The organism is Nocardiopsis sp. NPDC006198, assembly GCF_040613895.1.
GTDB lineage: Bacteria > Actinomycetota > Actinomycetes > Streptosporangiales > Streptosporangiaceae > Nocardiopsis > Nocardiopsis tropica.
In genome coordinates, this window is record NZ_JBEXSY010000088.1 from 1 (window position 1) to 24,782 (window position 24,782).

At 71.9% G+C, this 24,782-nt stretch carries 21 protein-coding genes; 7 read left to right on the top strand and 14 right to left on the bottom strand.

The window, feature by feature from the left end; all coding sequences use genetic code 11:
* Positions 1–223: 223 nt before the first annotated feature.
* The 4 genes from ABZ234_RS31545 to nrdR form a co-directional block, all read right to left on the bottom strand.
* Positions 224–649, bottom strand: a complete 426-nt coding sequence (locus ABZ234_RS31545) for a cytotoxic translational repressor of toxin-antitoxin stability system (RefSeq protein WP_355014445.1) — start codon at positions 647–649, stop codon at positions 224–226.
* Complete coding sequence (locus ABZ234_RS31550) at positions 646–1,062, bottom strand: prevent-host-death protein (protein WP_355014446.1); 417 nt, start codon at positions 1,060–1,062, stop codon at positions 646–648. Before ABZ234_RS31550 ends, ABZ234_RS31545 begins: the two co-directional genes overlap by 4 nt.
* A gap of 196 nt (positions 1,063–1,258) precedes the next feature.
* Complete coding sequence (locus ABZ234_RS31555; RefSeq protein WP_355014447.1) at positions 1,259–4,093, bottom strand: vitamin B12-dependent ribonucleotide reductase; 2,835 nt, start codon at positions 4,091–4,093, stop codon at positions 1,259–1,261.
* Positions 4,094–4,247: 154 nt separating this feature from the next.
* The gene (gene nrdR / locus ABZ234_RS31560; RefSeq protein ID WP_267948659.1) at positions 4,248–4,751 is read right to left on the bottom strand and encodes a transcriptional regulator NrdR; all 504 of its coding nucleotides are present in this window, start codon (positions 4,749–4,751) and stop codon (positions 4,248–4,250) included.
* A gap of 655 nt (positions 4,752–5,406) precedes the next feature.
* Between nrdR and lexA the strand changes: the two genes are divergently transcribed.
* Both lexA and ABZ234_RS31570 read left to right on the top strand, forming a co-directional pair.
* Entirely contained in the window at positions 5,407–6,126 is a 720-nt protein-coding gene (lexA, locus tag ABZ234_RS31565; protein WP_352983528.1) for a transcriptional repressor LexA, read from the top strand.
* Between the two features lie 230 nt (positions 6,127–6,356).
* On the top strand, positions 6,357–7,457 hold the full coding sequence (locus ABZ234_RS31570) for an alpha/beta fold hydrolase (RefSeq protein WP_355014448.1): 1,101 nt from the start codon (positions 6,357–6,359) through the stop codon (positions 7,455–7,457).
* Between the two features lie 40 nt (positions 7,458–7,497).
* Here ABZ234_RS31570 and ABZ234_RS31575 read toward each other — a convergent pair whose 3' ends face one another.
* The 3 genes from ABZ234_RS31575 to leuS all read right to left on the bottom strand — a co-directional run bounded on the left by ABZ234_RS31575 (position 7,498) and on the right by leuS (position 11,336).
* Positions 7,498–8,124 carry a hypothetical protein gene (locus tag ABZ234_RS31575; RefSeq protein ID WP_267950286.1) on the bottom strand — a complete coding sequence of 209 codons (627 nt, stop codon included), beginning with the start codon at positions 8,122–8,124 and terminating at the stop codon, positions 7,498–7,500.
* A gap of 44 nt (positions 8,125–8,168) precedes the next feature.
* Positions 8,169–8,759, bottom strand: coding sequence for a hypothetical protein (locus tag ABZ234_RS31580; RefSeq protein WP_355014449.1), 591 nt, complete (start codon positions 8,757–8,759; stop codon positions 8,169–8,171).
* Positions 8,760–8,840: 81 nt separating this feature from the next.
* Positions 8,841–11,336 (bottom strand): leucine--tRNA ligase, encoded by a 2,496-nt coding sequence (leuS, locus tag ABZ234_RS31585; protein WP_355014450.1) that lies wholly within the window; start codon positions 11,334–11,336, stop codon positions 8,841–8,843.
* A 310-nt stretch (positions 11,337–11,646) separates the two neighbouring features.
* Between leuS and ABZ234_RS31590 the strand changes: the two genes are divergently transcribed.
* Complete coding sequence (locus ABZ234_RS31590; RefSeq protein WP_355014451.1) at positions 11,647–13,224, top strand: long-chain fatty acid--CoA ligase; 1,578 nt, start codon at positions 11,647–11,649, stop codon at positions 13,222–13,224.
* Between the two features lie 115 nt (positions 13,225–13,339).
* Here the strand turns inward: ABZ234_RS31590 and ABZ234_RS31595 are convergent, their stop codons facing one another.
* A complete protein-coding gene (locus ABZ234_RS31595) occupies positions 13,340–14,122 on the bottom strand; it encodes a carbohydrate ABC transporter permease (RefSeq protein ID WP_267950285.1) in 783 nt (260 codons plus the stop codon).
* A 297-nt stretch (positions 14,123–14,419) separates the two neighbouring features.
* On the opposite strand from ABZ234_RS31595, the gene ABZ234_RS31600 reads away from it, so the two are divergent.
* Entirely contained in the window at positions 14,420–14,707 is a 288-nt protein-coding gene (locus ABZ234_RS31600) for a hypothetical protein (RefSeq protein WP_355014452.1), read from the top strand.
* Between the two features lie 38 nt (positions 14,708–14,745).
* Here the strand turns inward: ABZ234_RS31600 and ABZ234_RS31605 are convergent, their stop codons facing one another.
* The 5 genes from ABZ234_RS31605 to ABZ234_RS31625 form a co-directional block, all read right to left on the bottom strand.
* Positions 14,746–15,651, bottom strand: coding sequence for a sugar ABC transporter permease (locus ABZ234_RS31605; RefSeq protein ID WP_355014456.1), 906 nt, complete (start codon positions 15,649–15,651; stop codon positions 14,746–14,748).
* A gap of 108 nt (positions 15,652–15,759) precedes the next feature.
* Complete coding sequence (locus ABZ234_RS31610; protein WP_344182930.1) at positions 15,760–17,046, bottom strand: sugar ABC transporter substrate-binding protein; 1,287 nt, start codon at positions 17,044–17,046, stop codon at positions 15,760–15,762.
* Positions 17,047–17,244: 198 nt separating this feature from the next.
* Positions 17,245–17,745 carry a hypothetical protein gene (locus tag ABZ234_RS31615; protein WP_267948651.1) on the bottom strand — a complete coding sequence of 167 codons (501 nt, stop codon included), beginning with the start codon at positions 17,743–17,745 and terminating at the stop codon, positions 17,245–17,247.
* Between the two features lie 154 nt (positions 17,746–17,899).
* On the bottom strand, positions 17,900–19,186 hold the full coding sequence (locus ABZ234_RS31620; RefSeq protein WP_330159068.1) for a cyclopropane-fatty-acyl-phospholipid synthase family protein: 1,287 nt from the start codon (positions 19,184–19,186) through the stop codon (positions 17,900–17,902).
* A 60-nt stretch (positions 19,187–19,246) separates the two neighbouring features.
* Positions 19,247–20,698: an FAD-binding oxidoreductase gene (locus ABZ234_RS31625; protein ID WP_355014453.1), complete on the bottom strand. Its 1,452-nt coding sequence runs from the start codon at positions 20,696–20,698 to the stop codon at positions 19,247–19,249.
* Between the two features lie 243 nt (positions 20,699–20,941).
* Here ABZ234_RS31625 and ABZ234_RS31630 point away from each other — a divergent pair, with 243 nt between their 5' ends.
* Positions 20,942–21,775: an aspartate/glutamate racemase family protein gene (locus tag ABZ234_RS31630; RefSeq protein WP_355014454.1), complete on the top strand. Its 834-nt coding sequence runs from the start codon at positions 20,942–20,944 to the stop codon at positions 21,773–21,775.
* Positions 21,776–21,820: 45 nt separating this feature from the next.
* Here the strand turns inward: ABZ234_RS31630 and ABZ234_RS31635 are convergent, their stop codons facing one another.
* Positions 21,821–23,365 (bottom strand): hypothetical protein, encoded by a 1,545-nt coding sequence (locus ABZ234_RS31635; RefSeq protein WP_355014455.1) that lies wholly within the window; start codon positions 23,363–23,365, stop codon positions 21,821–21,823.
* 220 nt (positions 23,366–23,585) lie between these two features.
* Here ABZ234_RS31635 and ABZ234_RS31640 point away from each other — a divergent pair, with 220 nt between their 5' ends.
* Both ABZ234_RS31640 and ABZ234_RS31645 read left to right on the top strand, forming a co-directional pair.
* Complete coding sequence (locus tag ABZ234_RS31640) at positions 23,586–23,933, top strand: hypothetical protein (RefSeq protein WP_267948646.1); 348 nt, start codon at positions 23,586–23,588, stop codon at positions 23,931–23,933.
* Between the two features lie 174 nt (positions 23,934–24,107).
* Entirely contained in the window at positions 24,108–24,635 is a 528-nt protein-coding gene (locus tag ABZ234_RS31645) for a DUF6315 family protein (RefSeq protein ID WP_267948645.1), read from the top strand.
* Positions 24,636–24,782 lie beyond the last annotated feature (147 nt).

A 24,782-nucleotide genomic window follows, 5' to 3' on the forward strand; every position in this document is an offset into this window, starting at 1 on the left:
CGCCGGGGACGCGAATCGGTGTGGTACGTCAACCCCCAGCTGGCTTTCAAAGGCAGCTATGAGGACTGGCACGCCCTACTTGCAGACCTGCCAGACGACATCCCCGAGGTCCAGGCCCCCTTCTACGAGGTACGGCCCCCGCCCCCGGCGGGCGTGTCCCGGCCCCGCTCGGGGCCGTCGTGCGGGACCGGCCCTGCGCGTGCGCTCCCCCGTGCCTCCCGGGTCAGCCGCCCTCCATCCAGTACCGCTGGAGCCTGCCGACCGCCTCCTCCCTGCTCATCCCCGCGATCTCGGCGGAGTCGAGCCCGAGCTTGGAGATCAGCAGGTGGACGAGGTCTGCGGGCAGGGCGCCCGCAGGCGCGACGGGCTCCCCCCGGTCGGGGACGGCGCCGTCCCTGACGCACGCCCAGAACGCGGCTTCGTCGACGTCGAGCTGGTCCCGGAGGATGTGCGCCCACACACTCCTCCCGTAGTCGGTCCGGTCCGGGGGCCGGGACACCCGGGTCCTCAGTATCCGACCGTCCGGGAGGTCCAGTTCGTAGGTGGTGTGGTGGGTGCCGGTACCGCCGCGTGCACTGCGTACCGGCCGCCAACCCTCGGCCCTGCAGAAGCGGTCGTGGTCCTCGCGCGTGGGGCGGGGCCAGGTCACCGCGCCCTCCCCACGAGCCAGTCGCGCAACTCCTCGTCGTCGCTGAGGCTGATCAGCTGGACCAGTCCCCAGTTCTCCCGGTGGTTGGGCGCGTCGAGCAGGTGGTCCTGCCAGTCCTCCGCGTATTCACGCAGGGCGTGGACCATCTCGGTGACGGCCTCGTCGAAGGAGGCGCCGTCCGCCGCGACGGGCAGCCCCGGGATGAAGACGGACCATCCGCCGGCCTCGGGCACCACCTGCGCCCGGGACGGCGCAACGGTCGCCAGGTAGTGGCGCAGTCTCCCGACGTCCACGACGGCGGTTCTGGCCGAGTCGCGGCGAACCGTGGCGACACGGCCCCTCTCCGCAGCGTCCAGGAGGGCCTTGAGATGCGCGCGGGCCTCGGTGTAGCTGTCGTAGTGCACGGGCGTCATGGCGGTACCTCCGTCGGGGCGTTCCCTCAGCGTGCCACCGGCCACCGAGTACGTCAAGTACGTGACGTACTCGTGCGGGTGCTACAGCTGAGCGGGGGGGGGGGGCGGGGGGGGGGGGCGGGGGGGGGGGGGGCGCGCCCCCCCCCCCCCCCCCCCCGGCGGGCGTGTCCCGGCCCCGGTCGGGGCCGTCGTGCGATCAGCTGCAACCGCTGGTGGAGCCGCAGCCCTCGCAGGCGTAGCAGCTGCCGGAGGGCCGCATCCTGGTGCCGCAGGTGACGCACAGCGGCGCGTCGGCGACGAACCCCTGGCCGGCCAGCAGGTCCGCCGTGGAGTGCACCTCGGCGGGCTCCGCCGGGGACGCCTGCGGAGCGGGCGCGGCCGGGGTCCCGGGCGCCTCAGCCCCGTGGGTGGCGGCGGACTGGGCGTAGGACTCCACCTGGGCGGCGACCTGGGCCGGGTCCTCGCCCGCGAGCTGCGCCTGGCGCTCGGAGGCCGACAGGACGCCCAGGGCCGCGCGCTCCTCGTAGGGCAGGTGGTCCAGGGCCAGGCGGCGGAAGATGTAGTCCACCACCGACTGGGCCATGCGGATGTCCGGGTCGTCGGTCATGCCCGCCGGGTCGAACCGCATGTTGGTGAACTTGTCCACGTAGGTCTCCAGCGGCACCCCGTACTGGAGGGCGATGGAGATCGCGATGGAGAACGCGTCCATGACCCCGGCCAGGGTCGAACCCTGCTTGCCGAGCTTCATGAAGACCTCGCCCAGGCCGTCGTCCGGGTAGGAGCCCGCCGTGATGTACCCCTCGGCGCCGCCCACGGAGAACGAGGTGGTCTCGCTCGGACGCTTCTTGGGCAGGCGGCGGCGGACCGGGCGGGCCACCTCGACGGTCCGCACCTCGGGCTCCGCCTCCTCCTTCTCCGACGCGCCCGTCGACAGCGGCTGGCCGACCTTGCAGTTGTCGCGGTAGACGGCGAGCGCCTTCAGGCCCAGCTTCCAGCCCTGGAAGTAGATGTGCTCGAAGTCCTCGACCGTGGCGTCCTCCGGCACGTTCACCGTCTTGGAGATCGCGCCGGACAGGAACGGCTGCACGGCGGCCATCATCCGCACGTGGCCCATGGGCTTGATGTAGCGGCGGCCCATCGCGCAGTCGAACACCTCGTAGTGCTCGGGACGCAGGGAGGGGGCGTCCACGACGTGGCCGTTCCCGGCGACGTACTCGACGATCGCCTCGGCCTGCTCGTCCTGGTATCCCAGGTTCGCGAGCGCGCGCGGGATGGCCTGGTTGACGATCTGCATCGAACCGCCGCCGACCAGCTTCTTGAACTTGACCAGCGAGAAGTCGGGCTCGATGCCGGTGGTGTCGCAGTCCATCATGAAGCCGATGGTGCCGGTGGGCGCGAGCAGGCTCGCCTGGGCGTTGCGCCAGCCGTTGCGCTCCCCGACCCTGAGGCACTCGGCCCACTCGCGGGTGGCCGCGGCGTGGACGGGCTCCTCCAGGGAGGTCACCGTGCGCAGGTCGTCGTTGGCGGCGGCGTGCTTGCGCATGACGCGCTTGTGGGCCTGCTCGTTGCGCTTGTAGCCGTCGTAGGGGCCGACCACCCCGGCCAGCTCCGCGCTGCGGCGGTAGGCGGTGCCGGTCATCAGCGAGGTGACGGCGGCGGCGACGGCGCGGCCGCCGTCGGAGTCGTAGGCGTGGCCGGTGGCCATGAGGAGGGCGCCCAGGTTGGCGTAGCCGATGCCGAGCTGGCGGTAGGAGCGGGTCGTCTCACCGATCTTCTCGGTCGGGAAGTCGGCGAAGGTGATGGAGATGTCCATCGCCGTGATGACCAGCTCGGTGAGCCTGGTGAAGCCCTCGACGTCGAAGGTGTCGTCCTCGCGCAGGAACTTCAGCAGGTTGATCGAGGCCAGGTTGCAGGACGAGTCGTCCAGGGACAGGTACTCGCTGCACGGGTTGCTGGCGCTGATCCGCCCGGTCTCGGGGTTGGTGTGCCAGTCCTGGATGGTGCCGTCGTACTGGATGCCGGGGTCGGCGCACTCCCAGGCGGCCCTGGCCATCCGGGTGAAGAGGTCCTTGGCGTCCACGGTGGCGACGACCTCGCCGGTGGTGCGGGAGGTGAGGCCGAACTCCGACCCGGTGTCGACGGCGCGCATGAACGCGTCGGAGACGCGGACGGAGTTGTTGGCGTTCTGGTACTGGACGCTGAACATGTCGGCGCCGCCCAGGTCCACGTCGAAGCCGGCATCGCGCAGGGCGCGGATCTTGTGCTCCTCGCGGGCCTTGGTCTCGACGAACTCCTCGATGTCGGGGTGGTCGACGTCCAGGACGACCATCTTGGCGGCCCGGCGGGTGGCTCCACCGGACTTGATGGTCCCGGCCGAGGCGTCGGCTCCGCGCATGAAGGACACGGGTCCGGAGGCCGTGCCGCCCGAGGACAGCAGCTCCTTGCTGGAGCGGATGCGGGAGAGGTTCACACCCGCGCCGGACCCGCCCTTGAAGATGATCCCCTCTTCCTTGTACCAGTCGAGGATCGACTCCATGGTGTCGTCGACGGAGAGGATGAAGCACGCGCTGACCTGCTGCGCCGAGGCCGTCCCGACGTTGAACCACACCGGCGAGTTGAAGCTGAACAGCTGGTTGGCGAGGGCGTGCTTGAGCTCGTGGTCGAAGATCTCCGCGTCCTCGTCGCCGGCGAAGTAGCCGTGCTCGACGCCGGTCGCGGTGTAGACGCCGACGACGCGGTCGATGAGCTGCTTGAGGCTCCACTCGCGCTCGGGGGTGCCGACGGCTCCGCGGAAGTACTTGCTCGCCACGATCTGGGTGGCGTTCATGGACCAGGAGGCGGGGAACTCCACGCCGCGCTGCTCGAAGTTGACCGTGCCGTCACGCCAGTTGGTCATGACGACGTCGCGGCGCTCCCACTCCAGGGAGTCGTACGGGTGCGTCCCGGGGGTCGTGAAGACCCGCTTGATCTTCAGGCCCTTGCGGCTCCCCTTGCCCTTGCGCCCCGTCGAACCGCTGGCGGTTTCCGTCATCGTGGATTCTCCCCCTACCTCGTGGGCACGGCCTGCCCAACCGTGCACGGCGTCCTTGGAATACGGGACGGCCGGTCACGGGAGGACGTGTCCCGCGGTGTCCGGCCGGCCCCTGCGGTGCCCCGCCCGCGGCCCTCTCCCGGCCGCGGGGGCGCTACCCGGTGGTGGTGCTGCTCTCGGGGAGGGGGCCGGCCGCGCCGCCGTCACCGTCCTCCCGGTCCTGCCGCAGGCTGGCGATCTCGGCCTCGAAGTCGGCGAGGCTCTCGAAACCGCGGTAGACGCTGGCGAAGTGCAGGTAGGCCACCTCGTCCAGGTCACGCATCGGGCCGAGGATGGCCAGGCCGATCTCGTGGGCCGGCACCTCGGCGACGCCGCGTCCGCGGATCTCCTCCTCGACCTGCTGGCCGAGCTTGGCGAGCGCGTCCTCGGAGACGGGGCGGCCCTGGCAGGCCCGGCGCACCCCGGCGATGATCTTGGTACGGCTGAAGGGCTCGGTGACCCCGGAGCGCTTGGCGACCATCAGCAGGACGGTCTCCTGCGTGGTGAACCTGCGCTCGCACACCGGGCAGGACCGGCGGCGCCTGATGGCCGCGCCGTCGTCGGTGGACCTGCTGTCGATCACCCTGGTGTCCGGATGGCGGCAGAACGGACAGTGCATCCTGGTTCACCTGCTTCCCTCACCGAATCGACACCCTGTATCTCTACTAAACCACAACTCCTGGACAATCCATCCCGCGAGAGCACCAGATGTTGTGGTCGAACTTAGGCGCAGCAAGGGGTGGCCCGCAACTCCGCGGCCCGCGTGTCCCGCACGCGGGCACGCGACGGGACCCGCGGCGGAGGCAGAGGGCGGACATGGGGGCGCGGGGGCGCCGGGCCGCCCCGGGGGCGTCCGGCTCCGTCGACAAGAATAGCGGCGGAGGCCCCCGGCGCCCGCTGCGACCGGCGGCCCGCCGCGCCCGGAAGCACGTCCCACGAGGGGGTTCCGGCATCGCCCCCGGGATCCGGGAGACCAGTCCCACATCCCCCGGAACCGCCCTCGGGGAGACGTGTTCGCGCATTCCGGGGACAACACCACGTGAACACGTGTACACACGTCGGTAGAGGCCGGAAATTGACCGCGAAAACACGCGGGACAATGGACCGAGCCATCGAACGCTTGTTTGATATCACCGTGCGCAACGTCTAATGTTGACTGTGATTTCACGCTGGTTTCGCCATCACGCGGACCCCAGGTCGGCGCGGTTGCGGACCGGTGGTGGCCAGTCACGCAATCAGGCCCTGACCGAACCGAATGCCGAGGAGGCCCGGCCGTGCCGGAGGAGAATCCCGGAACCGCAGATTCCACCGCCGTTCTCACCGCAGTGGGGAACACGGGGGGATCCACGCCCGAAGCCCCCAAACTCACCGCCCGACAGCAGAGCGTCCTGAACTGCATCCAGCGGTATGTGCGCGAGCGGGGCTTCCCCCCGTCGATAAGGGAAATCGGGGAAGCGGTCGGCCTCTCCAGCCCTTCCAGCGTGGCGCACCAGCTCAAGGTCCTCCAGCGCAAGGGCTACCTGCACCGGGACCAGAACAGGCCCCGGGCGGTGGAGCTGCGCTCGCCCGGCCGTTCCTCCGGCCGGACCGTGACCCCCGAGGACATCGACCCCTCGCGCGCCGCGGCCGTGCCCCTGGTCGGCCGCATCGCCGCCGGCGGGCCCATCCTGGCCGAGGAGTCGGTGGAGGACGTGCTCGCGCTGCCCCGCCAGCTGGTCGGGGAGGGCCGCCTGTTCATGCTCACCGTGGTCGGCGACTCGATGATCGACGCCGCCATCACCGACGGCGACCTGGTCGTGGTCCGCCAGCAGCAGGACGCCAACAACGGTGACATCGTGGCGGCCCTGCTGGACGACGAGGCGACCGTCAAGGTCCTGCGCCGCGAGGAGGACGGCCACGTCTGGCTGATGCCGCGCAACGAGGCCTACGAGCCGATCAACGGGGACGCCGCCACCGTCCTGGGCAAGGTCGTCGCGGTCATGCGACGCGTCTGACCCCGGTCCGGCCCCACTGCCCCGCGCCCCCGGCGCCGTCCTGCGACGGCCCGGGGGCGCCGTGCCGTGCGCGCGGGCGCCCGGCGGCCGGGGCCGCTCGGCACGCGCGCGATCGCGGGAACCTCGGCGCATCCCCGGCCTCCCTGGCATGGGACGCCCGGCACGCGCACGGTCGCGGGAGGGCCTGTGGACGACGGGGGCCCGCCGGGCGGGGCCGCTAGGCTGGAACCGTGTCCACACCACTCTCCTCCCCCTCCGCCCGACCGCGCGCCGCACTGGTCGGCGGTGCCCTCGCGGTCCTGCTCTCCGCCGCCGCCTGCGCCCCGGCCGACACAGGCGGCGCCGAGCCCCCCGGTGCCGGCGGGGTCGAGCGCGAACTCGCCTTCGAGGGCGGCGGGCACGAGGTCTCCGCGAGCTTCCGCACACCGCACGACGCGTCCGGGAGGGTCCCCGGCGCACTCATCATCTCCGGCAGCGGTCCCACCGACCGCGACGGCAACGCGCCCGCGCGGCCCGACGCCGACACCAACCGCAACCTCTCCCGCGTACTCGCCGAAGCCGGTGTGGCCTCGCTGCGCTACGACAAGTTCGGCAGCGGCCCGGACCCGCAGACCGGGGAGGAGACCGGCCCCGGGGGTGTCCGGACGATCGCCCCGGTGGACCCCGGGGTCTTCGACCGGCAGGTCGTGGCGGCGTACGAGGAGCTCGTCGCGCAGCCCGAGGTGGACCCGGGGCGCGTGGTCGTCGTCGGCCACAGCGAGGGCGCCCTCTACGCCCTGCGCGCCCACGAGCTCATCGGCTCCGGGCACCCCTCGCCCGCGCTGGTGCTGGCCGCCCCTCCGGGCACGCGCTACCTGGACCTCCTCGACCGCCAGCTCACCGAGCAGGTCCGCCTGGCGGAGGGGGCGGGCCAGATCGAGGAGGCGGAGGCGGTGCAGATCCTCTCGGACATGCGCGCCGGGCGGGCCGCGGTCAGGGGAGGACGCGACCTCACGTCGCAGGAGAGCGACCGGTTCGGCGTCTACACACCGTGGAACGCCGACTTCCTCGCGTTCATGGACGGCCTCGACCCCGTCGAACTCGGTCGCGACCTGCCCGAGGGCACACCGGTCCTGGTCCTGTGGGGGGAGGACGACGCCCAGGTCTCGCGGGAGGACGTGGACCGGCTCATGACGGGTCTGGACGGCGCCGAACGCGTGGACCTGCCCGGTACCGACCACATCCTCCGGGCCTTCGAGGACGAGCCCGGAGCGGCGGTCCTGGACTCGGACAGACCCTTCGCCGAGGGGGTCGCCCCGGCGCTGGAGGAGTTCCTCGACACCGCCTGGTAGGGCTCCCGGCCGTCGGGGACGCCCGGGGGGCGCCGGCCCGTCACTCGGGGATCGACTCCGGGAGGGCCCCGACCACCGCCAGGGCGAGCTCCTCCGCGTCGGCGACGATACGCTCCTCGTCGGCCGGCTCGGTCGCGTCGTAGCGGGACGCCACGCTGTAGCAGGACTCCAGGTACAGGTTGGAGACCCGCGTCCCCACGCAGCCGACCGTGAACGGCGCCCCGCGGGTCCAGCGCACCGCCTCCTCCCCGACACCGTCCAGCCCGGTGGTGTCGTGCTGTTCCGTGGTCGCGCGCAGGTTGTCGGCGGCGGTCGTCACCCCGCCCGGGTTGGGAGCGGCCACCATCACCAGCGTCGCCGTGGCCGGAACCGCCTCTCCCGGGCCCTCCGGGGTGGCCCAGCGGCACTGCCACCCGGACCCGGCCGGGTCCTCCGGACCGCCGACCGGCTCCTCCAGCTCCAGTTCGTGCCCCGGCACCAGCGCGTCCAGCGTCTCCGTCGCTACGGCGGCGCACTCGGGGGCCGACTCGTACTCGCCCGTCTCCGGGGAGTCCCGCGTGACGACGTACCAGATCGCGCCGGCCGCGAGCAGGAGCAGGGCCAGGCCGGCGGCGACCACTCCCGCCGTCGCGCAACCCCTGCTCTGCGGCTGCGCCGACGGCACCACCTCGGGAGGAGGGCCGTACGGGGGCTGGGCGGGGTACTGCGGGCTCACAGGGACTCCCCGATCCGTCCGGCGAACTCGGCGGCCAGGTCGGCCGCCTCCTCGGGGTCGACCGGCTCCTGCCCGGCCAGGCCCGCGTAGGACACGCGCACGAACAGGTTGTCGCTGTGGAAGGCGAGTTCGGCGGTGCCGGGCACCTGCCCGTGCCACACCGCGCCCTCGCCCGTCGGCAGGTCCACCTCCTCGGCGCGCACGGGCAGCAGTGCCGTGTACGCCTCCGCGGCGCGGTCGGCCCCGGTCACCGGTTCCTCCCCCGTGGCGTCGGTGAAGAGCGCCGACACGTCGACGCGCAGTGCTCCCCCGTCGCCGCCGGGGGCCCCGGGCGAGGACCACGCGCACACGAGGTTGTCGCCGCCCTCCAGGGGGCCCTGCTCCCGGGGCTGCGCGACCGCCCCGGGCAGGCGCTCCGCGAGGAGTTCGCCGGTGACGGCGTCGCAGCCGGTCGCCGCGGCGTGGACGTCACCGCTCTCGGGGACGTCCGGGTCGTTCCCGGACAGCCACAGCCCGCCGCCGACGGCGGCCGCGGACAGCACCACCGCGCCCGCACCGATCACGGCCACCCGCACGAGGGGACCCACCCGGCCACCCGCCTCCCTGTCGGTCACCGAGCCGACCGCGGGGGACGGCGGCCGCGCCCGGCGGCCGCCGTCCCGTTCCGGTCAGCCGACGACGATGTTCACCAGCTTCGGCGCGCGCACGATGACCTTGCGGATCTGCTTGTCGCCGATGAAGCCCTGTGCCCGCTCCGACGCCAGCGCCAGCTTCTCCAGCTCGGCGGGGTCGATGTCGGGCGCCACGGACAGCTTGTCACGAACCTTGCTCTGCACCTGCACGACACAGGTCACGGTCTCCTGCACCAGGAGGCCGGGGTCCGCCTCGGGCCAGTGGCCGACGGCGACGGTGCCCACGTGCCCCAGCTTCTCCCAGCCCTCCTCCGCCACGTAGGGCGCGAACAGGGACAGGGCGACGGCCACGAACTCGGCGGCCTCGCGCACCGCGGGGTCACCCGCCCCGGGGCCGGAGTCGATGGCCTTGCGGGTCGCCGAGACCAGCTCCATGGTGCGGGCGATGGCCACGTTGAACCGCCGCGACTCGACCAGGTTCGTGATCTGGTCGATGGTGCGGTGCGTGACCCTGCGCAGGGCGGTGTCGCCCCCGGCGGGGTCGGCGCCGGGCTCGCTGGCCGCTCCCGCCTCGCTCATCACCCGGTAGGCGCGGTTGAGGAACTTCTGCGCCGCGACGGCGGACACGTCGGCCCAGTCGACGTCCTCCTCCGGGGGGGAGGCGAAGAGCATGGTCAGCCGGACGGCGTCCACGCCGTAGGCGTCGATCTCCTTGCCCAGGTCGACGCCGTTGCCCAGGGACTTGGACATCGCCCGGCCCTGGTTGATGACCTGTCCCTGGTTGGTCAGGTGGCGGAAGGGCTCGGTGAAGGACACCATGCCCAGGTCGTGCAGGACCTTGGTGAAGAAGCGGGCGTACATCAGGTGGAGCGTCGCGTGCTCCTTGCCGCCGATGTAGTGGTCGACCGGCCCCCACTTGTCGACCGCCTCGACGTCGAACGGGGCGGTGTCCAGGCGGGGCGAGCAGTAGCGCAGGAAGTACCAGGACGAGTCCACGAAGGTGTCCATGGTGTCGGTGTCCCGCAGGGCGGGGCCCGCGCAGGACGGGCAGTCCACGTTGACCCACTCCTCGGCCGAGGCCAGGGGCGACACGCCCTTGGGCGCCAGCTCGGCGCCCTTCAGCTCGGGGAGGGTGACGGGCAGCTGGTCGTCGGGGACCGCGACCTCGCCGCACGAGGGGCAGTGGACGATCGGGATGGGCGTGCCCCAGTAGCGCTGGCGGGACAGCAGCCAGTCGCGCAGCCGGTAGTTGACCGTGCCCTCGCCGGTGCCGCGCTCGGCGAGCACCCCGATGATGCGCTCGATCGCCTCGGCCTTGGCCAGGCCGTCCAGCGGACCGGAGTCGCGCAGCGTGCCCTCGCCCGCGGTGGCCACGCCGGTCTCCGCCGGGTCGGGCTCCCCGGTCTCCACCACGACCCTGACCGGCAGGTCGAAGGCCAGGGCGAAGTCGAGGTCGCGCTGGTCGTGCGCGGGCACCGCCATGATGGCACCGTGGCCGTAGTCGGCCAGGACGTAGTCGGCGGCCCAGACGGGCATGCGCTCGCCGTTGACGGGGTTGACGGCGTAGCGGCCCAGGAAGACACCGGTCTTGGGGCGCTCGGTGGCCTGGCGCTCGATGTCGGAGAGCTTGGCGACCTCGGCGCGGTAGGCGTCGAAGGCCTCCCGCTGCTCGGGGGCGCACAGCTCCTCCGCCAGGTCCGCGTCGGCGGCCACCACGAAGAACGTGGCGCCGTAGAGGGTGTCCGGGCGCGTGGTGAACACCGTGACCGGCTCGTCGCGGCCCTCGATCCGGAAGTGCACGTCGGCGCCGGTGGAGCGGCCGATCCAGTTGCGCTGCATGGCCAGGATCTCGTCGGGCCAGCGGCCTCCGTCGAGCTGGTCCATGTCGTCCAGCAGGCGCTGGGCGTAGTCGGTGATCTTGAAGTACCACTGGTTCAGGCTGCGGCGGACGACGTCGGAGCCGCAGCGCTCGCACCTGCCCTGGACGACCTGCTCGTTGGCGAGCACCGTCTGGTCCTTGGGGCACCAGTTGACCTGGCCGTCCTTGCGGTAGGCCAGCCCGCGCTCGAAGAAGCGGGTGAACAGCCACTGGTTCCACTTGTAGTACTCGGGGTCCGAGGTGTGCAGGCGGCGCGACCAGTCCACGCCGATGCCGTAGCGCCGGAACGAGGCCGCCTGGGTCTCGATGTTGGCGTAGGTCCACTCGGCGGGGTGCGAGTCGTTCTTGATCGCCGCGTTCTCGGCGGGCAGCCCGAAGGAGTCCCAGCCGATGGGGTGCAGGACGTTGTCGCCGCGCTGGAAGCGGTAGCGGCCGATGACGTCGCCGATGGCGTACGCCTCCGCGTGACCCATGTGCAGGTCGCCGGAGGGGTAGGCGAACATGTCGACGATGTAGGAGCGCGGACGGGTGTCCTCGGGATCCTCCTCGGCCTGGAACGGGAGCTCGGCGGCCCAGCGCGCCTGCCATTTGTCCTGGAGGGCGCGGGCGTCGTAGGTGTCGCCCGTCGTCTGGTCGCCGTCTACCGCTGTCATCGCTGAAGGTTCCTTAGCCGCGTCCGGGTGTACTTCCCACAGGTTAGCGGTTGGCGGGTCGGGCGCAGGACGCGTTCGCGCCCCTCGGACCGCGGACGGCCCCCGCCCCCCCGGGAGCCGGGAACCGTGACGGAGCGTAGCGAAAAGATCGGTGAGATTACGGACCCGCGTCCTCTCCACACCGACTGTTCGGTTTGTTACTCTGCCGTGAAAGTGGCACAGAACACGCGATCCCGGTCACACCGGCTCCCTTCGTGCGTGTCCTGACTTATCCGGATCCACCGGATTCACCTGCCTGCGGGAGGCCCCCATGTTCAACCTGTCCGTGCTTCTGGAGGACGGCGCCCGCTCGGCGCCCGAGAAGGAGTGCCTGGTCTTCGGGGACCTGCGCCTGAACTACGCCCTCACCGACATGATCGCCAACCAGGTGGCCGACCTCCTCGTCTCCCGGGGGATCAGACCCGGCGACCGGGTCGCACTCGCCAGCCCGAACGTGCCCTACTTCCCGTTCGTCTACTTCGGCGCCCTCAAGGCGGGCGCGGTGGTCGTCCCCCTGAACGTGCTGCTGACCCCCCGTGAGATCGCCTACCACCTGGAGGACTCCGGGGCCAAGGCGCTGTTCGCGTTCACCGGCACCCCGGAACTGCCGCTGGGCCCGCGCGCCTACGAGGCCTTCCGGCAGACGGACGGCTGCGACATCTACGTGGACCTCCCCGCCGTGCCGGGCGCCACCGAGTCCACCATCGACGGCGCCGAGACCTTCTGGAAGGCGCTGGAGGGCCGGTCCGGCGAGTTCGAGAGCGTGCAGACGAGCGCCGAGGACACGGCGGTCATCATCTACACGAGCGGCACGACCGGCAAGCCCAAGGGCGCCGAGCTGAGCCACAACAACCTGATGATGAACGCCATCGGCTCGGCCAAGCTGGTGAACGCGCACCCGGAGGGCCGCGACGTCTCCCTGGTGGTCCTCCCGCTGTTCCACATCTTCGGCCAGACGGTCATGCTCAACGCCTGCCTGTACCGCCACGGGACCATGGTCCTCATGCCGCGCTTCGACGGGGACGAGGCCCTGCGCCTCATGGAGAAGGAGGGCGTCACCGGGTTCGCGGGCGTGCCCACCATGTACTGGGGCCTGCTCAACGCGGTCCAGAGCGCCGGGGCCGGCGAGTACGACCTCGAGGGCATCGCCGCGAACATGGTCGACGCCGTCTCCGGCGGCGCCGCCCTGCCCGGCCGGCTCGCCGAGGACTTCACCAAGGTGTTCGGCGTCGGCATCAAGGAGGGCTACGGCCTGTCCGAGACCTCGCCGGTCGCCTCCTTCAACAACCCCCGGGTCAAGGCCAAGACCGGTTCGATCGGCCGCCCGGTGTGGGGTGTGGAGATGAAGCTGATCGACCCGGACTGGAACGAGGTCGTCCAGGAGGAGGACAGGGAGCCGGTCGGGGAGATCGCCGTCCGCGGCCACCTGGTGATGAAGGGCTACCACAACCGCCCCGAGGTGAACGCCGAGGTCATCCGGGACGGATGGTTCCGTACCGGCGACATCGCCCGCCGGGACGAGGAGGGCTTCTACTTCATCATCGACCGCTCCAAGGACATGATCATCCGCGGCGGGTACAACGTGTACCCGCGCGAGGTCGAGGAGGTCCTGATGACCCACGACGCGGTCGGTCTCGCCGCGGTCGTCGGCGTCCCGCACGACACCCACGGCGAGGAGGTCAAGGCGTTCGTGATCCTCAAGGAGGGCTCCGACCTCACCGCCGACGAGCTCGTCTCCTGGTCCAAGGAGCGCCTGGCGGGCTACAAGTACCCGCGCGAGGTCGAGTTCCGCACCGAGCTGCCCATGACGTCCACCGGAAAGATCCTCAAGCGCGAGCTGCGCGGCTGACCCGCACCCTCCCACCCCCGCGCGTGCGCGCACGCGCGGGGACGAGCCGGCGCGGGCGGCTCCGCCGCCCTCGGCCCGGGGGCGCGGGGCCGGTCTCCCGGGGCCGGCCCCGCCCCTATCCCTTGACCGCGCCCTGGACCAGGCCGGAGACCAGGAAGCGCTGGACGAGGATGAAGAAGACCATGACCGGGAGGGTGATGAGGGTGGACGCGGCCATCACGTGCCCCCACTCGTTGGCGTACTGGCCGAAGAACTGGCGCAGGCCGACCGCGACGGTGTAGTTCTCGCTCTGGGTCATGAAGGTCAGGGCGAGCACGAACTCGTTCCAGGCCACGATGAACGAGAAGATCGCGGTCGCCACCAGGCCGGGCGCGACGAGCGGGAACAGGACCCTCCAGAACATCTGGAGCCAGGAGGCGCCGTCGATGTAGGCGGCCTCCTCCACCTCCACGGGCACGGCCGCGACGAAGCCCCGCATCATCCACACCGCCAGCGGCAGGGACAGGGCCACGTACACGATGCCGAGGCCGAGCAGGGTGTTGAGCATCTGAAGGTCGCGCACCTGGAGGAAGAGCGGGATGACCAGCGCCTCCAGCGGCACCATCTGCACGATGAGGATCATGACCAGCACAGCGGTGCGGAACCGGAAGCGGAACCGCGCCACCGCCACCGCGGCCAGCAGCGACAGCACGCACGCGCCCACCACCGTGATGCAGGCGACCGCCAGCGAGTTGGCCATGTACGTGTCGAAGTTGCCCTCGGTCAAGACGTAGGCGAAGTTGTCCAGGGTCGGTGCGGTCGGCAGCAGCGCCCCGGTGCCCGAGGTGCTCCGGTCCGAGAACGCGCTCGTCAGCATGAAGTACACCGGGAACAGGGTGAACAGCAGCAGCGCGCCCACCGCGGCGCCCTTGGCCAGGAGGCGGCCTGAGCGGACGGCGCCGCCCCTGCGCCTGGCCCGGCGGACCCGTTCCTCCCAGTCGCGGTCGGCGGCGGCCGATACGTGTGCGGTCGTGCCCAACGGTCCTCCTCGTCAGCGGCGCCCGTAGGGCGGGATCGGGTTGTCCGGCGGCCGGGACAGGCCGTTAGAATCCACCTCTGCCCGGTGCGGGACGCCTGTCCGGCCCCGGCGGGCGAGGAGGGGTGAGGGCCGTGTCGCCAGGATGGTCGGGACCGCCGGAAGCGGCGGGGTAGCGCCGTGCACGACTCCCCGGCCCCCTCCCCCACCGAGGTCGTCATCAGCTGGATCCCGCACGACGCGCGGTTCCGCGACAGGGCGGTCCGGCACGCCCTCGCCGACACGGGCGGCCGGCTGCTGTTCGCGTACGTGGACAACCTGGTCAACCAGGACAACGACGACGGGCGCCCGCTCGACGAGTACGACCTGCGCACCATGTCCGCGGTCCGGGAGGACCTCAACCGGCGCTCCCTGGCCTCCGTGGACTGGCGCCGGGTGCGGGACAAGCTGGTGTCGGGCGTCCACTGAGCCGCGGTCCCCCGTGCGCGCCCCGCAGCCGCGCCCGGTCACCTCAGCCCGTCCTCTCGGAACAGCACCCTGAGGTAGAACACCGTGACCACCAGCAGCAGCAGGGTGAGCAGGACGGCGATGGCCGCGCCCAGCCCGTAGTCGTTGTGGCCGAAGGACCTCACGTAGGACCACACGCCGAGGTTGAGCATGTCCGAGCCGCCCACGTCGCCGCCGGGCATCAGGTAGATCTGCGCGAACACCTTGAAGTCCCAGATCGTCGACAGCACCGTGACCACCGCGAACACGGGCCGCAGCACCGGGAACGTGACGTGCCAGAAGCGCTTCCAGGCGCCGGCCCCGTCGATCCGGGCCGCCTCGTGGAGTTCGGCGGGGACGGTGAGCAGTCCGGCCAGGACGGTGACCGCCACGAACGGGAAACCGCCGTGCACCACGTTGAGGGTGACGATGGCGTAGAAGAACAGCCGGTCGGCGAACCAGTTGTGCCCCGAGGGGTCGAGCAGCCCGAGGGAGGTCAGCGCCTGGGCGACGACGCCGTTGTCGACGTCGAAGATCCAGACCCAGACGTAGGTCCCGCTGACGGCGGGCATGGCCCAGGCGACCATGATGCAGGAGACCACGACGAGCCGGGGGACCGTGGACAGCGTCGACAGCAGCAGTGCCACGAGCGTGCCGACGACGATCGTGGTGAGGACCGCGACCACGGCGAACACGACCGTGTTCACCATGGCGACCTGCCACAGGTAGGGGTCGGTCAGCAGCGCGACGTAGTTGTCCAGGCCGATGAAGTCGGACTCGCCGGACATCAGGTTGCGCAGCTTGAAGTCGCGGAAGGAGAGCCACAGGATCCGGCCGAGCGGGAACAGCAGGAGCAGCCCGATGACCGTCAGCGCGGGGGCGAGCAGCGCCCACGGGAGGAGGGTCCTCCGTGCGCGCCGGCCCAGGAGCGGGGGCCGCCGCCCGGCCCCGGACCGCCTCGGGGACGGTCCGGAGGGGCGGCGGACGCCCTGCCCCGGTCCACTGGTTCCCAGCCCGACCGGTGTTCCCACTGCCTAACCCCCGTTGAGGATGCGCTCGATCTCCGCGGCGGTGTCCGCGGTGGCCTCGTCCACCGAGGCCTCGCCGTTGAGGATGGACTGCTGCATGCCGACCAGGAGCTTCTCGGCCTCGACCTGGGTCCAGGCCGGGGTCACCGGAACGCCGCGGCTCGCCTCGTTGAGCTGGACCGCGAACGGTCCCAGGATCGGGTCGGCCGACTCGGAGAACTCCTCGACCTTCGCGGTGACGCCGGGGAAGAACCCGGTCTCCTCGGACCACCGCATGGAGAACTCGTCGCCGGTGAGGTGCTGGACGTACTGCCAGGCCGCCTCCTCGTTGCCGGTGCCCTCGAAGACCGAGAGCAGGGAGCCGCCGGCGAAGGAGGGCATGTACCCCTCCTCCTGGCCGGGGAGGGTGAAGGAGTCGATCCTGCCCTCCAGCTCGGGGTTGCTCTCCAGGATGGCCTTCGGGTTGGCGCTGCCGAGGATGGCCATCGCCGCCTCCTCGTTGGCGATCGACTCCATGACCTCGATCTCGGTCCAGTTGACCGCGCCCGTGGTGGAGGTGCCGTCCTCCAGGGCCAGGCCGGTGAAGAACTCGATCCCCGCCCGGCCCTCGGGGGTGTCGATCTCCGACACCCAGGTGCCGTCCGGCTGCTCGACGGCGATCTCCCCGCCGCCGCCCCAGATCCAGGGCATGACCGAGTACTGGGCGTCGCCGGGCACGGGGAAGGCGATCATGCCGTCCTCCGCCTCGGCGAGGGCCGTCGCGGTCTCGCGCAGCTCCTCCCAGTTCTCCGGCACCTCCAGGCCGTGCTCCTCGAAGATGTCCGAGCGGTAGACCACGGAGCGGATGGAGGCGTACCAGGGGACGCCGTACACGCCGTCGCCGAGCCGGCCCATCTCCATGAGGCCGGGGATGTACTGGTCGGTGTCGATGTCGTACCCGGACAGGTCGTGCAGCGCCCCGGCGTCGGCGAACCCGGGGGTGAGCGTGTTGCCGAGCTCGACCACGTCGGGCGTGGTCCCTCCGGCGATGGCCGTGGAGATCTTGTTCTGGGCGTCCTGCCACGGGATGAACTCGACGTCGACCTCGACACCGGTCTCCTCGGTGAACGCGGCGTTGGCCTCCTCGAAGAACCCGGTCTCGTCGGGGTTGGTGCCCTGCATGATCCACACCGTGAGCCCGTCGGCGGCGGAGCCGTCACCGCCCCCGCCGGACCCGCACGCCGTGGCGGCCAGGACCAGCGCCACCGCGGCGGCGGGGAGTGGAACGTACTTGTGGGTTCGTCTGCGGGCCATCGGCACGCCTCCCGTTCCTTTCGAGGGTCCCCTGAGGGTTGGTAGGAAACCTACGTAAAGAACGGCCTCCAGTGAAGTAAACCACTGTGATTTGTGTCTGACCCGTTAGGGGTCGGGGCCCGGGAACCGGCTCACCACGCGCCCCCGGGCACGCCCGACCCCTCCGCCACCGGGGTCCCGGACCCGCGTGTCGCCGCCCTACTCCGCCAGGCCGGTGACCTGACGCAGGACGGACAGGAGTTCGGCGCGCTTGTAGACGGCCAGGCCGATGGCGGCCCCGAACGCCGCGAGCATGTGGACGTAGACCATGGGGTCGCCCCGGGTGAAGCGCTCGGCGGCCTCCTCCTCGCCGACCGAGTGGGCCTCCCACGCGGTGGCGACCGCGAACTCCAGTTCGGGCGGGAGCATCTCGGCGACGGTACGGGCGACGGCCTCGCGGGAGTCGGCGGGCTTCCACACCACTCCGGTCTGCTGCACCCTGCGGCCGAGGAAGGCGGCGACGACCTTCAGTTCCGACAGGACCTCGTCCACGTCGTCGGCGGCACGCGGGACGACCGCGTCGAGCGCCTCCCGGTCCCGGTCCGCGTAGGCCTCGATCAGCTCGATCGCGGTCCGCCGGACGCGGTCCGGCGTCTCCGGCGGCGGCGTCCTGCCGTCGCGGGGATCGTGGGATGGTCCGGAGAATGACTCTGAGGACACGGTGGTGGTCCCTTCTGGATGGTGGGGCTCGGGTCCATGATGCCGCGAACGGGTCCCGGCGGAGCCCCGGACAGGCCGGGATCCCCTTCCGGCGAACAGGGGCCGGCGGGCCCCCGCCGACGCCGGCCCCGGGGCGCCGGGGGCCGCGCCGGCGTCAGAACACCGGGCGCAGAGGCATGTGGGCGGCGGTGCCGTCCAGTTTCACCCCGAGGATCTGGTGCAGCTGCACCACGTCCCGCTCGAACCCCAGCACGGATCCCGCCATGTAGAGCCGCCAGACCCGGGCCGTGCCCTCTCCGACCTCGGCGACCGCCTCGTCCCAGTTGCGCTCCAGGTTGGCGCCCCAGTGGCGGAGGGTGAGCGCGTAGTGCTCGCGCAGGTTCTCCTGGTGGCGGATCTCGAAGCCCGCGTCGTTCATCGCGGTCTGGATCCGGCCCGCCCCCTCCAGCTCCCCGTCGGGGAACACGTACCGGTTGATGACGCCGCCGGTGTCCATCGGCCTGAGGTTGTTGCGCGGCCGGGTGATGGAGTGGTTGAGCAGCCGGCCCCCGGGGACCAGCTTGGCGTACAGCGAGGCGAAGTAGGCGTCCAGGTTCCTGGCGCCGATGTGCTCGGTCAGGCCGATGGAGCTGATCCGGTCGTAGCTGCCGTCGGGCACGTCCCGGTAGTCCATGTGCCGGACCTCGGCGAGCTCCGACAGCCCCTCCTGGGCGATCTTCTTGCCCGCCCACTCGGCCTGCTCCTTGGACAGGGTGACGCCGAGGGCGCGGACCCCGTGCTCCCGGGCGGCGTGCATGACCATGCCGCCCCAGCCGCAGCCCACGTCGAGCAGGCGCATGCCCGGCTCCAGGCCGAGCTTGCGCGAGACCAGTGCGTACTTGCGGAACTGGGCGCTCTCCAGCGCGCCGTCCTCCCGGCCCACCCTGTCCAGGGCGCCGTCGGCGTCGTCGAAGACCGCGCAGGTGTAGGTCATGGACGGGCCCAGCACCAGTTCGTAGAACGCGTTGGAGACGTCGTAGTGGTGGTGGATCGCCTCGGCGTCCCGCTGCTTGGAGTGGCGCCAGCCCCGGGTCGCCAGTCGGCCGCGGGTCATCTCCTCCGGCGGCGGGGCCACCCGGTTGACGAACTTGACCCAGCCCACGGAGCGGACGATCTCGGCGAGGTCGCGGGCGGACACGTTGATCCCCTCGGCGAAGGCGAAGTCCGCCATGTGTCTGAGGGCGGTGTACATGTCGCCCTCCAGCTCCAGGTGGCCGGAGACGTACGCGCGGGTGAGCCCGAGCCCGTTCGGGGACTGGGCCAGGTAGTTGACGGCGACCGGTGTCCGCACGTGCAGGGCGACGTCGCTGTCCGGGTCCCCTGCGCTGCTGCCGTCGTAGGCGGTGAACCGGAGGGGCGCGTCAGGCCCGACGACGCGCTCGAAGATCTCGGCAAGACGCATGCTCTCTGTCCTTACCTCTCTCGGAGGCGGTCCGTCCCCGCGGCCCGCCTCCCTGTGGTGTCAGCGGTTTCGCACGCACTTGGCGTACAGGTCCAGCAGCCGCCCCCCGGGGTCGTACGCCTCCTTGAGCGCGGAGTACGCGGGACCGTTGTAGAGCCGCCAGAACTCGTCCTCGCCGTAGAAGGAGTCCGAGTACAGGGACTTGTGTCCGCCCAGGTCGGCGACGCGCTCCTCGACGAGCCGGTTGTGGTGGGCGCGGCGCTGGTTCGGTTTCATGTCGACGAGCCCCCAGAAACCGAAGTTCACGTAGAGGCGGCCGTCCTCCAGGGGGTAGAGCGGCCAGATGTGCTCGCCCTCCCCCAGCTCGGGCCGCCGGGGCTCGCGGAGCCGGAGGGGGCACATCCAGACCGGGGCCATGCCGATCTCGGAGTGGAAGAAGTCCAGGAACTCGGCCCCCCTCTCGACGCCGACCTCGACGTCCTGGATCAGGGGTTCCTGGGGGCGCTTGCCCCGGTAGTGGGTGAGGAGGCGGAAGAAGTCGGTCCGCCGGTCCCAGGCGACCAGCCTGCGGTACACGTCGGAGCGCTTCAGGGAGCGCGGCCACAGGGGGCGCACGAGCGGGTGCTGGGCGCCGAAGGCGCGCGAGCACCAGAACCAGTCGGTGTCCCAGCGCCACAGGTAGTCGTGGAGGGTGAGGTAGTCGCCCGGGCCGCGGCCCGCGTGGCGCCGGATGGACCGGTAGTAGATGTCGTTCCCGGTGTAGTCGCTGGTCCAGGGCGCCTGGTCGGTGAACCGGGCCAGGGTGAGGTACAGCTCACCGGGCCCGAAGGCCACCCCGTCCACGAAGTCGACCGGCTGCCCCTCGTGCTCGAGGTCCTCGCAGATCCGGGCGAGCGCGTCCATGCCCTCGGCGGCTCCGTGGAAGCGCAGGTGGCGCAGGTGCACGTAGGGGGACGCGGGTTCGAGCTCGATGCGCAGGCGCAGGCTGTAGCCGAGTGTGCCGTAGGAGTTGGGGAAGCCGTGGAAGAGGTCGCTGTGCTCGTTGTCCCGGGTGGCGGTGACGACGTCGCCCGTGGCGGTGAGGATCTCCATCTCCTGGACGCCCTCGTGCGGGAGGCCGTTGCGGAAGGAGGAGGACTCGATCCCCATGCCGGTGACGGCGCCCCCCAGGGTGATGGTGCGCAGCTGGGGGACGACGGTCGGCATCAGCCCGTGCGGGAGGGTCGCCGCGACGAGGTCCTCGTAGGTGGTCATGCCGCCGACGTCGGCGAGGCGCTCGACCGGGTCGATGGCGATGACGCCGGTGAAGCCGGAGACGTCCAGGGCGGGGCCGGAGGAGGGCTCCCGGAAACGGAACAGGTTGGAGGTGGGTTTGGCCAGCCGGACCGGCGCGTCCTGTGGAAGCGCCCGGTAGTCGCGGCGGACCCGCTGGACCGCCGCTATGTGCTCGGCGAACCCCGTCCGCCGTCCGGCCGCGGTGCCGCTGCCCGTTCCCTGCTGTTGAGGAGTCATCCCAGTTCCCGTTCCGGTGTCGGCGACGCACAGTGTGGGTCGGATCGGCCCTGGCCGCCGGGAGCGGCTGGGATGGGCCGATCTCCTCAGTTCTACCTACCGGTAACGGTCTTGTGCCACCCCATTTGTGCCGTGTCTTCCCAGAAGTCCGTCTACCTGGGGTGTTGCCCGGGTCACGTGTTCACCGGGGTCACCGAACGGGTGTGGGCGGCCGGAGGCGGGCACGACGTAGGATCTGGGTTCGTGCGTATCGCTCTCGTAGACTCCGGCATCGGCATGCTCTCGACCGCGGCGGCGCTGCACGCCGCCAGGCCGGACGCCGACCTGTTCCTGGCCATGGATCCGGACCACATGCCCTGGGGGCGGCGGACGCCGGACGAGGTGATCGCCCGCGCGCTGGCCGGGGCCCGCGCGGCGTCGGGCGCCGCGGGCGGCCGGGGGCTGGACGCGGTGGTCGTACCGTGCAACACGGCCTCGGTCCACGGCCTCGCCGAGCTCCGCGCCGAGTTCGAGCCGGACGTGCCGGTGGTCGGGACGGTCCCCGCGATCAAACCCGCCGCCGCGGCCGGAGGGCCCATCGCCGTCTGGTCCACCGTGGCGACCACGCGCAGCGCCTACCAGCGCCGGCTGATCGAGACCTTCGCGGGCGGCGTGGACGTGACGCCGGTCGCCTGCGTCGGGCTCGCCGAGGCCGTGGAGTCCGCGGATCCCCGGCTCATCGACGACGCCGTCGCCCACGCCGCCGACCTCACACCGGGGGACGTGCGCGGCGTCGTGCTGGGCTGCACCCACTACGACCTCGTGGGCGAACGGATCTCCGCCGCGCTGGGCGGCCGGGCCGAGCTCTTCACCGCCGCCGGCGCGGTGGCCGCGCAGACACTGCGGCGCGTCGCCGGCGCGGCGGCCCGGCCCGCCCTCGCGGACGGAGGTCGCAACCGTGCCGGCCTGGTGCGGGTACTGGCCAGCGGACGACCCGCCCGGCTGCCCTCCGCCGCCCTCGCCTACCCGGCCGGGCGCGCGATCGCCGGGGCCCAGCCCGCCGCGGCCGGGGTCGCGGGCCGGTCGGCGCCCGCCTGACCTCCGCGCCGGGGTCACCGGCCGGAGGGCCGTTCCCGGCAGCGCCTAGAAGGCCGCCCCCGGGGCGGTGGCCAGGACCGGGGGCTCCGCGCCCGGACCGAACCCGGCCTCCGCGTCGGGACCGCCGTTGAGGGCGCCGGCGGCGAGGGTGCGCACCAGGTCGCGCACGCCGGCGGTGTCGTTGTCGTGGAGCAGCGTCTCCAGGAGGGACAGCGCCGCCCGCTGGTCACCGGGCTGTTCGCGCACGTGCCTCCACTGCGGCTCGGTGGCGGCGTCCGACAGCATGAGGGTGCGCCCGACCTGGCCGAGCGCGCTGAGGAGCGGCGTGTCGTGGGGGATCCTCTCCAGGGCCGCGTTGACCTGCTCGGCCTGGAACTCGGGATCGACCTGCTCGGCGGGCTGTGCGCGGAGGAACGCCAGGATCCGCTCTGCGGGCGCCGCCGGGGCGATCGGGGGGATCCCGCCGATCATCGCGCGGGCCTCGACCAGGTCCCCCAGGATCTCGTCGGTGCGGCCCAGCTCTCCGATCAGCCTCTCCGCGCGCTGGGCGGAGCAGGTCGCCACCCAGCGGGCCCCGCGGCCGGCGGCCAGGCGGGCGGCGGCCAGGGCCAGCTCCGCGCCGCGGCGGGGCGCCCCGACCCTCTCGAAGTAGCGGGACCACGTGGTCACCCGGACCCCGAGCCGCCAGTCGTTGCGGACGGCGCCCTGGCAGACGAGGTTCTCGACGGCCTCCACCCAGGCGGGCCGCAGACTCGGGTGGGCCTCCGCCTCCTCGACCGTCGGGAGCGGGGCGATGGCCTCGCGGGGCGCGCACTGGCCGAGCCTGGTGAGCCAGGAGAGGAGCCGCGCCCGCTCGAAGCGGATGCGGCGGCGCAGGGCGTCGCGGCGCGGGTTCGCCTCGTCGAGGGCGAGCTCCGCCTCCATCCGGTCGAGGACCTCCAGGGCCTGCGTGTGCTTGTCCTGGTGGCGCAGCGCGCGCACGAGGGTGAAGACGCCGTCGGCGCCGAGCACCGCCGGTCCGGTGGCGGTGTGCTCGTAGCGCCGCAGCTCCGTCTCCGCCCGGTCGGCCAGGTCCTCGTCGATCAGCAGGTTGACACGGGCCAGGGTGAGGGCGGGCCAGGCCGGGGTGCGCTCCCAGCCGGCCAGGCTGCGGGTGGACAGCAGATCGCGGCGCAGGTCGGTGGTCCCCCTAGCGTCCACGTTCGCGTGGCAGCGCACGAGCGTCTCCTGGAGGGACACCGGCAGCGGGCCGTGCTCGTGCGGCGCCGGCTCGTCGGCGGCGGCCGCCGTCACCTGGGACAGGGCGCGCCTGCCCTCGGCGAGCACCCCGACCCGCACGGCCAGGGGCCAGTGCGCGAGGAAGAACAGCGTCGGCGGCCCGAAGACCCCCGGCACCGCGGCCTGCGCGCTCCCCGCCTCGGCGACCAGCCGGCGCGCGGTGCGCATCGCCGACCTGGCCACGGCCTCCACCCGTACCGCGTCCCCCGCCTCGCAGAGCACGGGCAGCGCCGTGACCCCGTCCGCCAGCTCGTCCTGCCCCGCCGCCCTGAGCCGGCGGGAGGTCTCCCCTGCCCACGTCCACATCGGCATGCTCTTCTCCCCCTGATGGTGCCGCGTGACAACAGAACGTAGCAGCGCGGTGACAGGGCTGTCCGGGAAACGCGTGAGACCGGTGCCGGGCGGGGCCTGCACGCCCGATCCGTGTCGTTTGGGCGGGATAGACTCTGGGGCACCGCGGCTCCGGGGGATCCGGACACGGACCCCCGCTCCGCACACCACCCGCAGCAGTACCTGAGGGGACAGAGCGCCGATGGGATGGCGAGACCGCTTCGGACTCCGCAAGGCCAACCGCAAGGGCAAGGCCCGTTTCGACCGGGCCTCCGAGGATTCGGACATCAAGGCGCTGATCGAGTTCTCGAAGAGCAGGGTGGGCGTGGAGTTCTTCGTCGAGCCCGAAACGTTCGCCACCCGGACCACGGCCGTCGCCGTGGCCACCGACGGCGAGTGGATCCGGCGCCGCTGCGGCTCCCCCGAGGTGATCCGCAAGGTCGCCCGTGACCTGGCCGCCCCCGCCTACGACGTGCAGATCGTCGGTTACCCCCAGCGCATGCGCGACTGGAGCGCGCGCAACAAGCGCGGCCTGTCGATGGACGAGTAGCGCCGACCCGGCGGAGGAGGACTTGCCACACCGACGCATCGGGGAGGACGTGTCCGAAACCCTCTACCCGGTCATTTTGGGCATTGATGACGAGGCCTTGCCGCGACTTCCTCTCCGAACGGGTTCCCTAACGGGCTCCGTTCGTCGCATACTCGCCTGGGAGGGGGGACTCTGATGAAGCAGGATCTCACGGCCCTGTGTTGCGAATGCGGCATGATTCGCGAGGTGAGCGACTACCAGAGTGTGGGCGAGGCCCAGTCGGCCTACGGACTGGCCCGCTGCGTCGTCTGGCGCAAGTGCCGCACCTGCGGCTACCGCACCTACCACGCCTATCTGCGCACCGACGAGGACCGCGACGAGCTGGAGGACGCCCTCAGGCTGGACGGCGCCCTCGCGGCGGAGGCCCTCGACGAGGAGATGGAGCAGCTGCGGCTGTGCGGGATCGAGGTCGGCCACGCCCCCGTCCCCGCCATCTGGGACGGCCAGTCGGTCGGCATGGTCACCCAGCGGCTGACCGACCACGCCTACTCCATCGTCCTGGACCCCGAGTCGTCCGTGGTGTCACGCCTGAAGCTCATCGACATGATGTGGAACGAGCTCCTGGTCGGCGAGCACGACGACCGCTGGTTCATCCAGGAGTCCGAGGACGACGAGTCCCCCGCGTACGCGGTCCGCCTCTTCGGCTACCGCACCCGGGGCTGACCGGTCCGGTCCCACCGCCGGAGCGCGAACGCCCCCGGCACCGCCCACGGCCTGCGGCCGGGCTCAGCACGCAGGACATCAACGAGCTGCTCGCCTCCCTGGAGTCCAACTACCTGGGCTGGTCGTCGGCCATGGCGCCGATGATCA

Bases quoted from the DNA above. Each gene is read 5' to 3' on its own strand.
- leuS (WP_355014450.1), bottom strand. From the start codon at position 11,336: ATGACAGCGGTAGACGGCGACCAGACGACGGGCGACACCTACGACGCC.
- ABZ234_RS31610 (WP_344182930.1), bottom strand. From the start codon at position 17,046: ATGGCCCGCAGACGAACCCACAAGTACGTTCCACTCCCCGCCGCCGCG.
- ABZ234_RS31555 (WP_355014447.1), bottom strand. From the start codon at position 4,093: ATGACGGAAACCGCCAGCGGTTCGACGGGGCGCAAGGGCAAGGGGAGC.
- ABZ234_RS31635 (WP_355014455.1), bottom strand. From the start codon at position 23,365: ATGCCGATGTGGACGTGGGCAGGGGAGACCTCCCGCCGGCTCAGGGCG.
- ABZ234_RS31645 (WP_267948645.1), top strand. From the start codon at position 24,108: ATGAAGCAGGATCTCACGGCCCTGTGTTGCGAATGCGGCATGATTCGC.
- ABZ234_RS31550 (WP_355014446.1), bottom strand. From the start codon at position 1,062: ATGACGCCCGTGCACTACGACAGCTACACCGAGGCCCGCGCGCATCTC.
- ABZ234_RS31590 (WP_355014451.1), top strand. From the start codon at position 11,647: ATGTTCAACCTGTCCGTGCTTCTGGAGGACGGCGCCCGCTCGGCGCCC.
- ABZ234_RS31620 (WP_330159068.1), bottom strand. From the start codon at position 19,186: ATGCGTCTTGCCGAGATCTTCGAGCGCGTCGTCGGGCCTGACGCGCCC.
- ABZ234_RS31640 (WP_267948646.1), top strand. From the start codon at position 23,586: ATGGGATGGCGAGACCGCTTCGGACTCCGCAAGGCCAACCGCAAGGGC.
- ABZ234_RS31625 (WP_355014453.1), bottom strand. From the start codon at position 20,698: ATGACTCCTCAACAGCAGGGAACGGGCAGCGGCACCGCGGCCGGACGG.
- nrdR (WP_267948659.1), bottom strand. From the start codon at position 4,751: ATGCACTGTCCGTTCTGCCGCCATCCGGACACCAGGGTGATCGACAGC.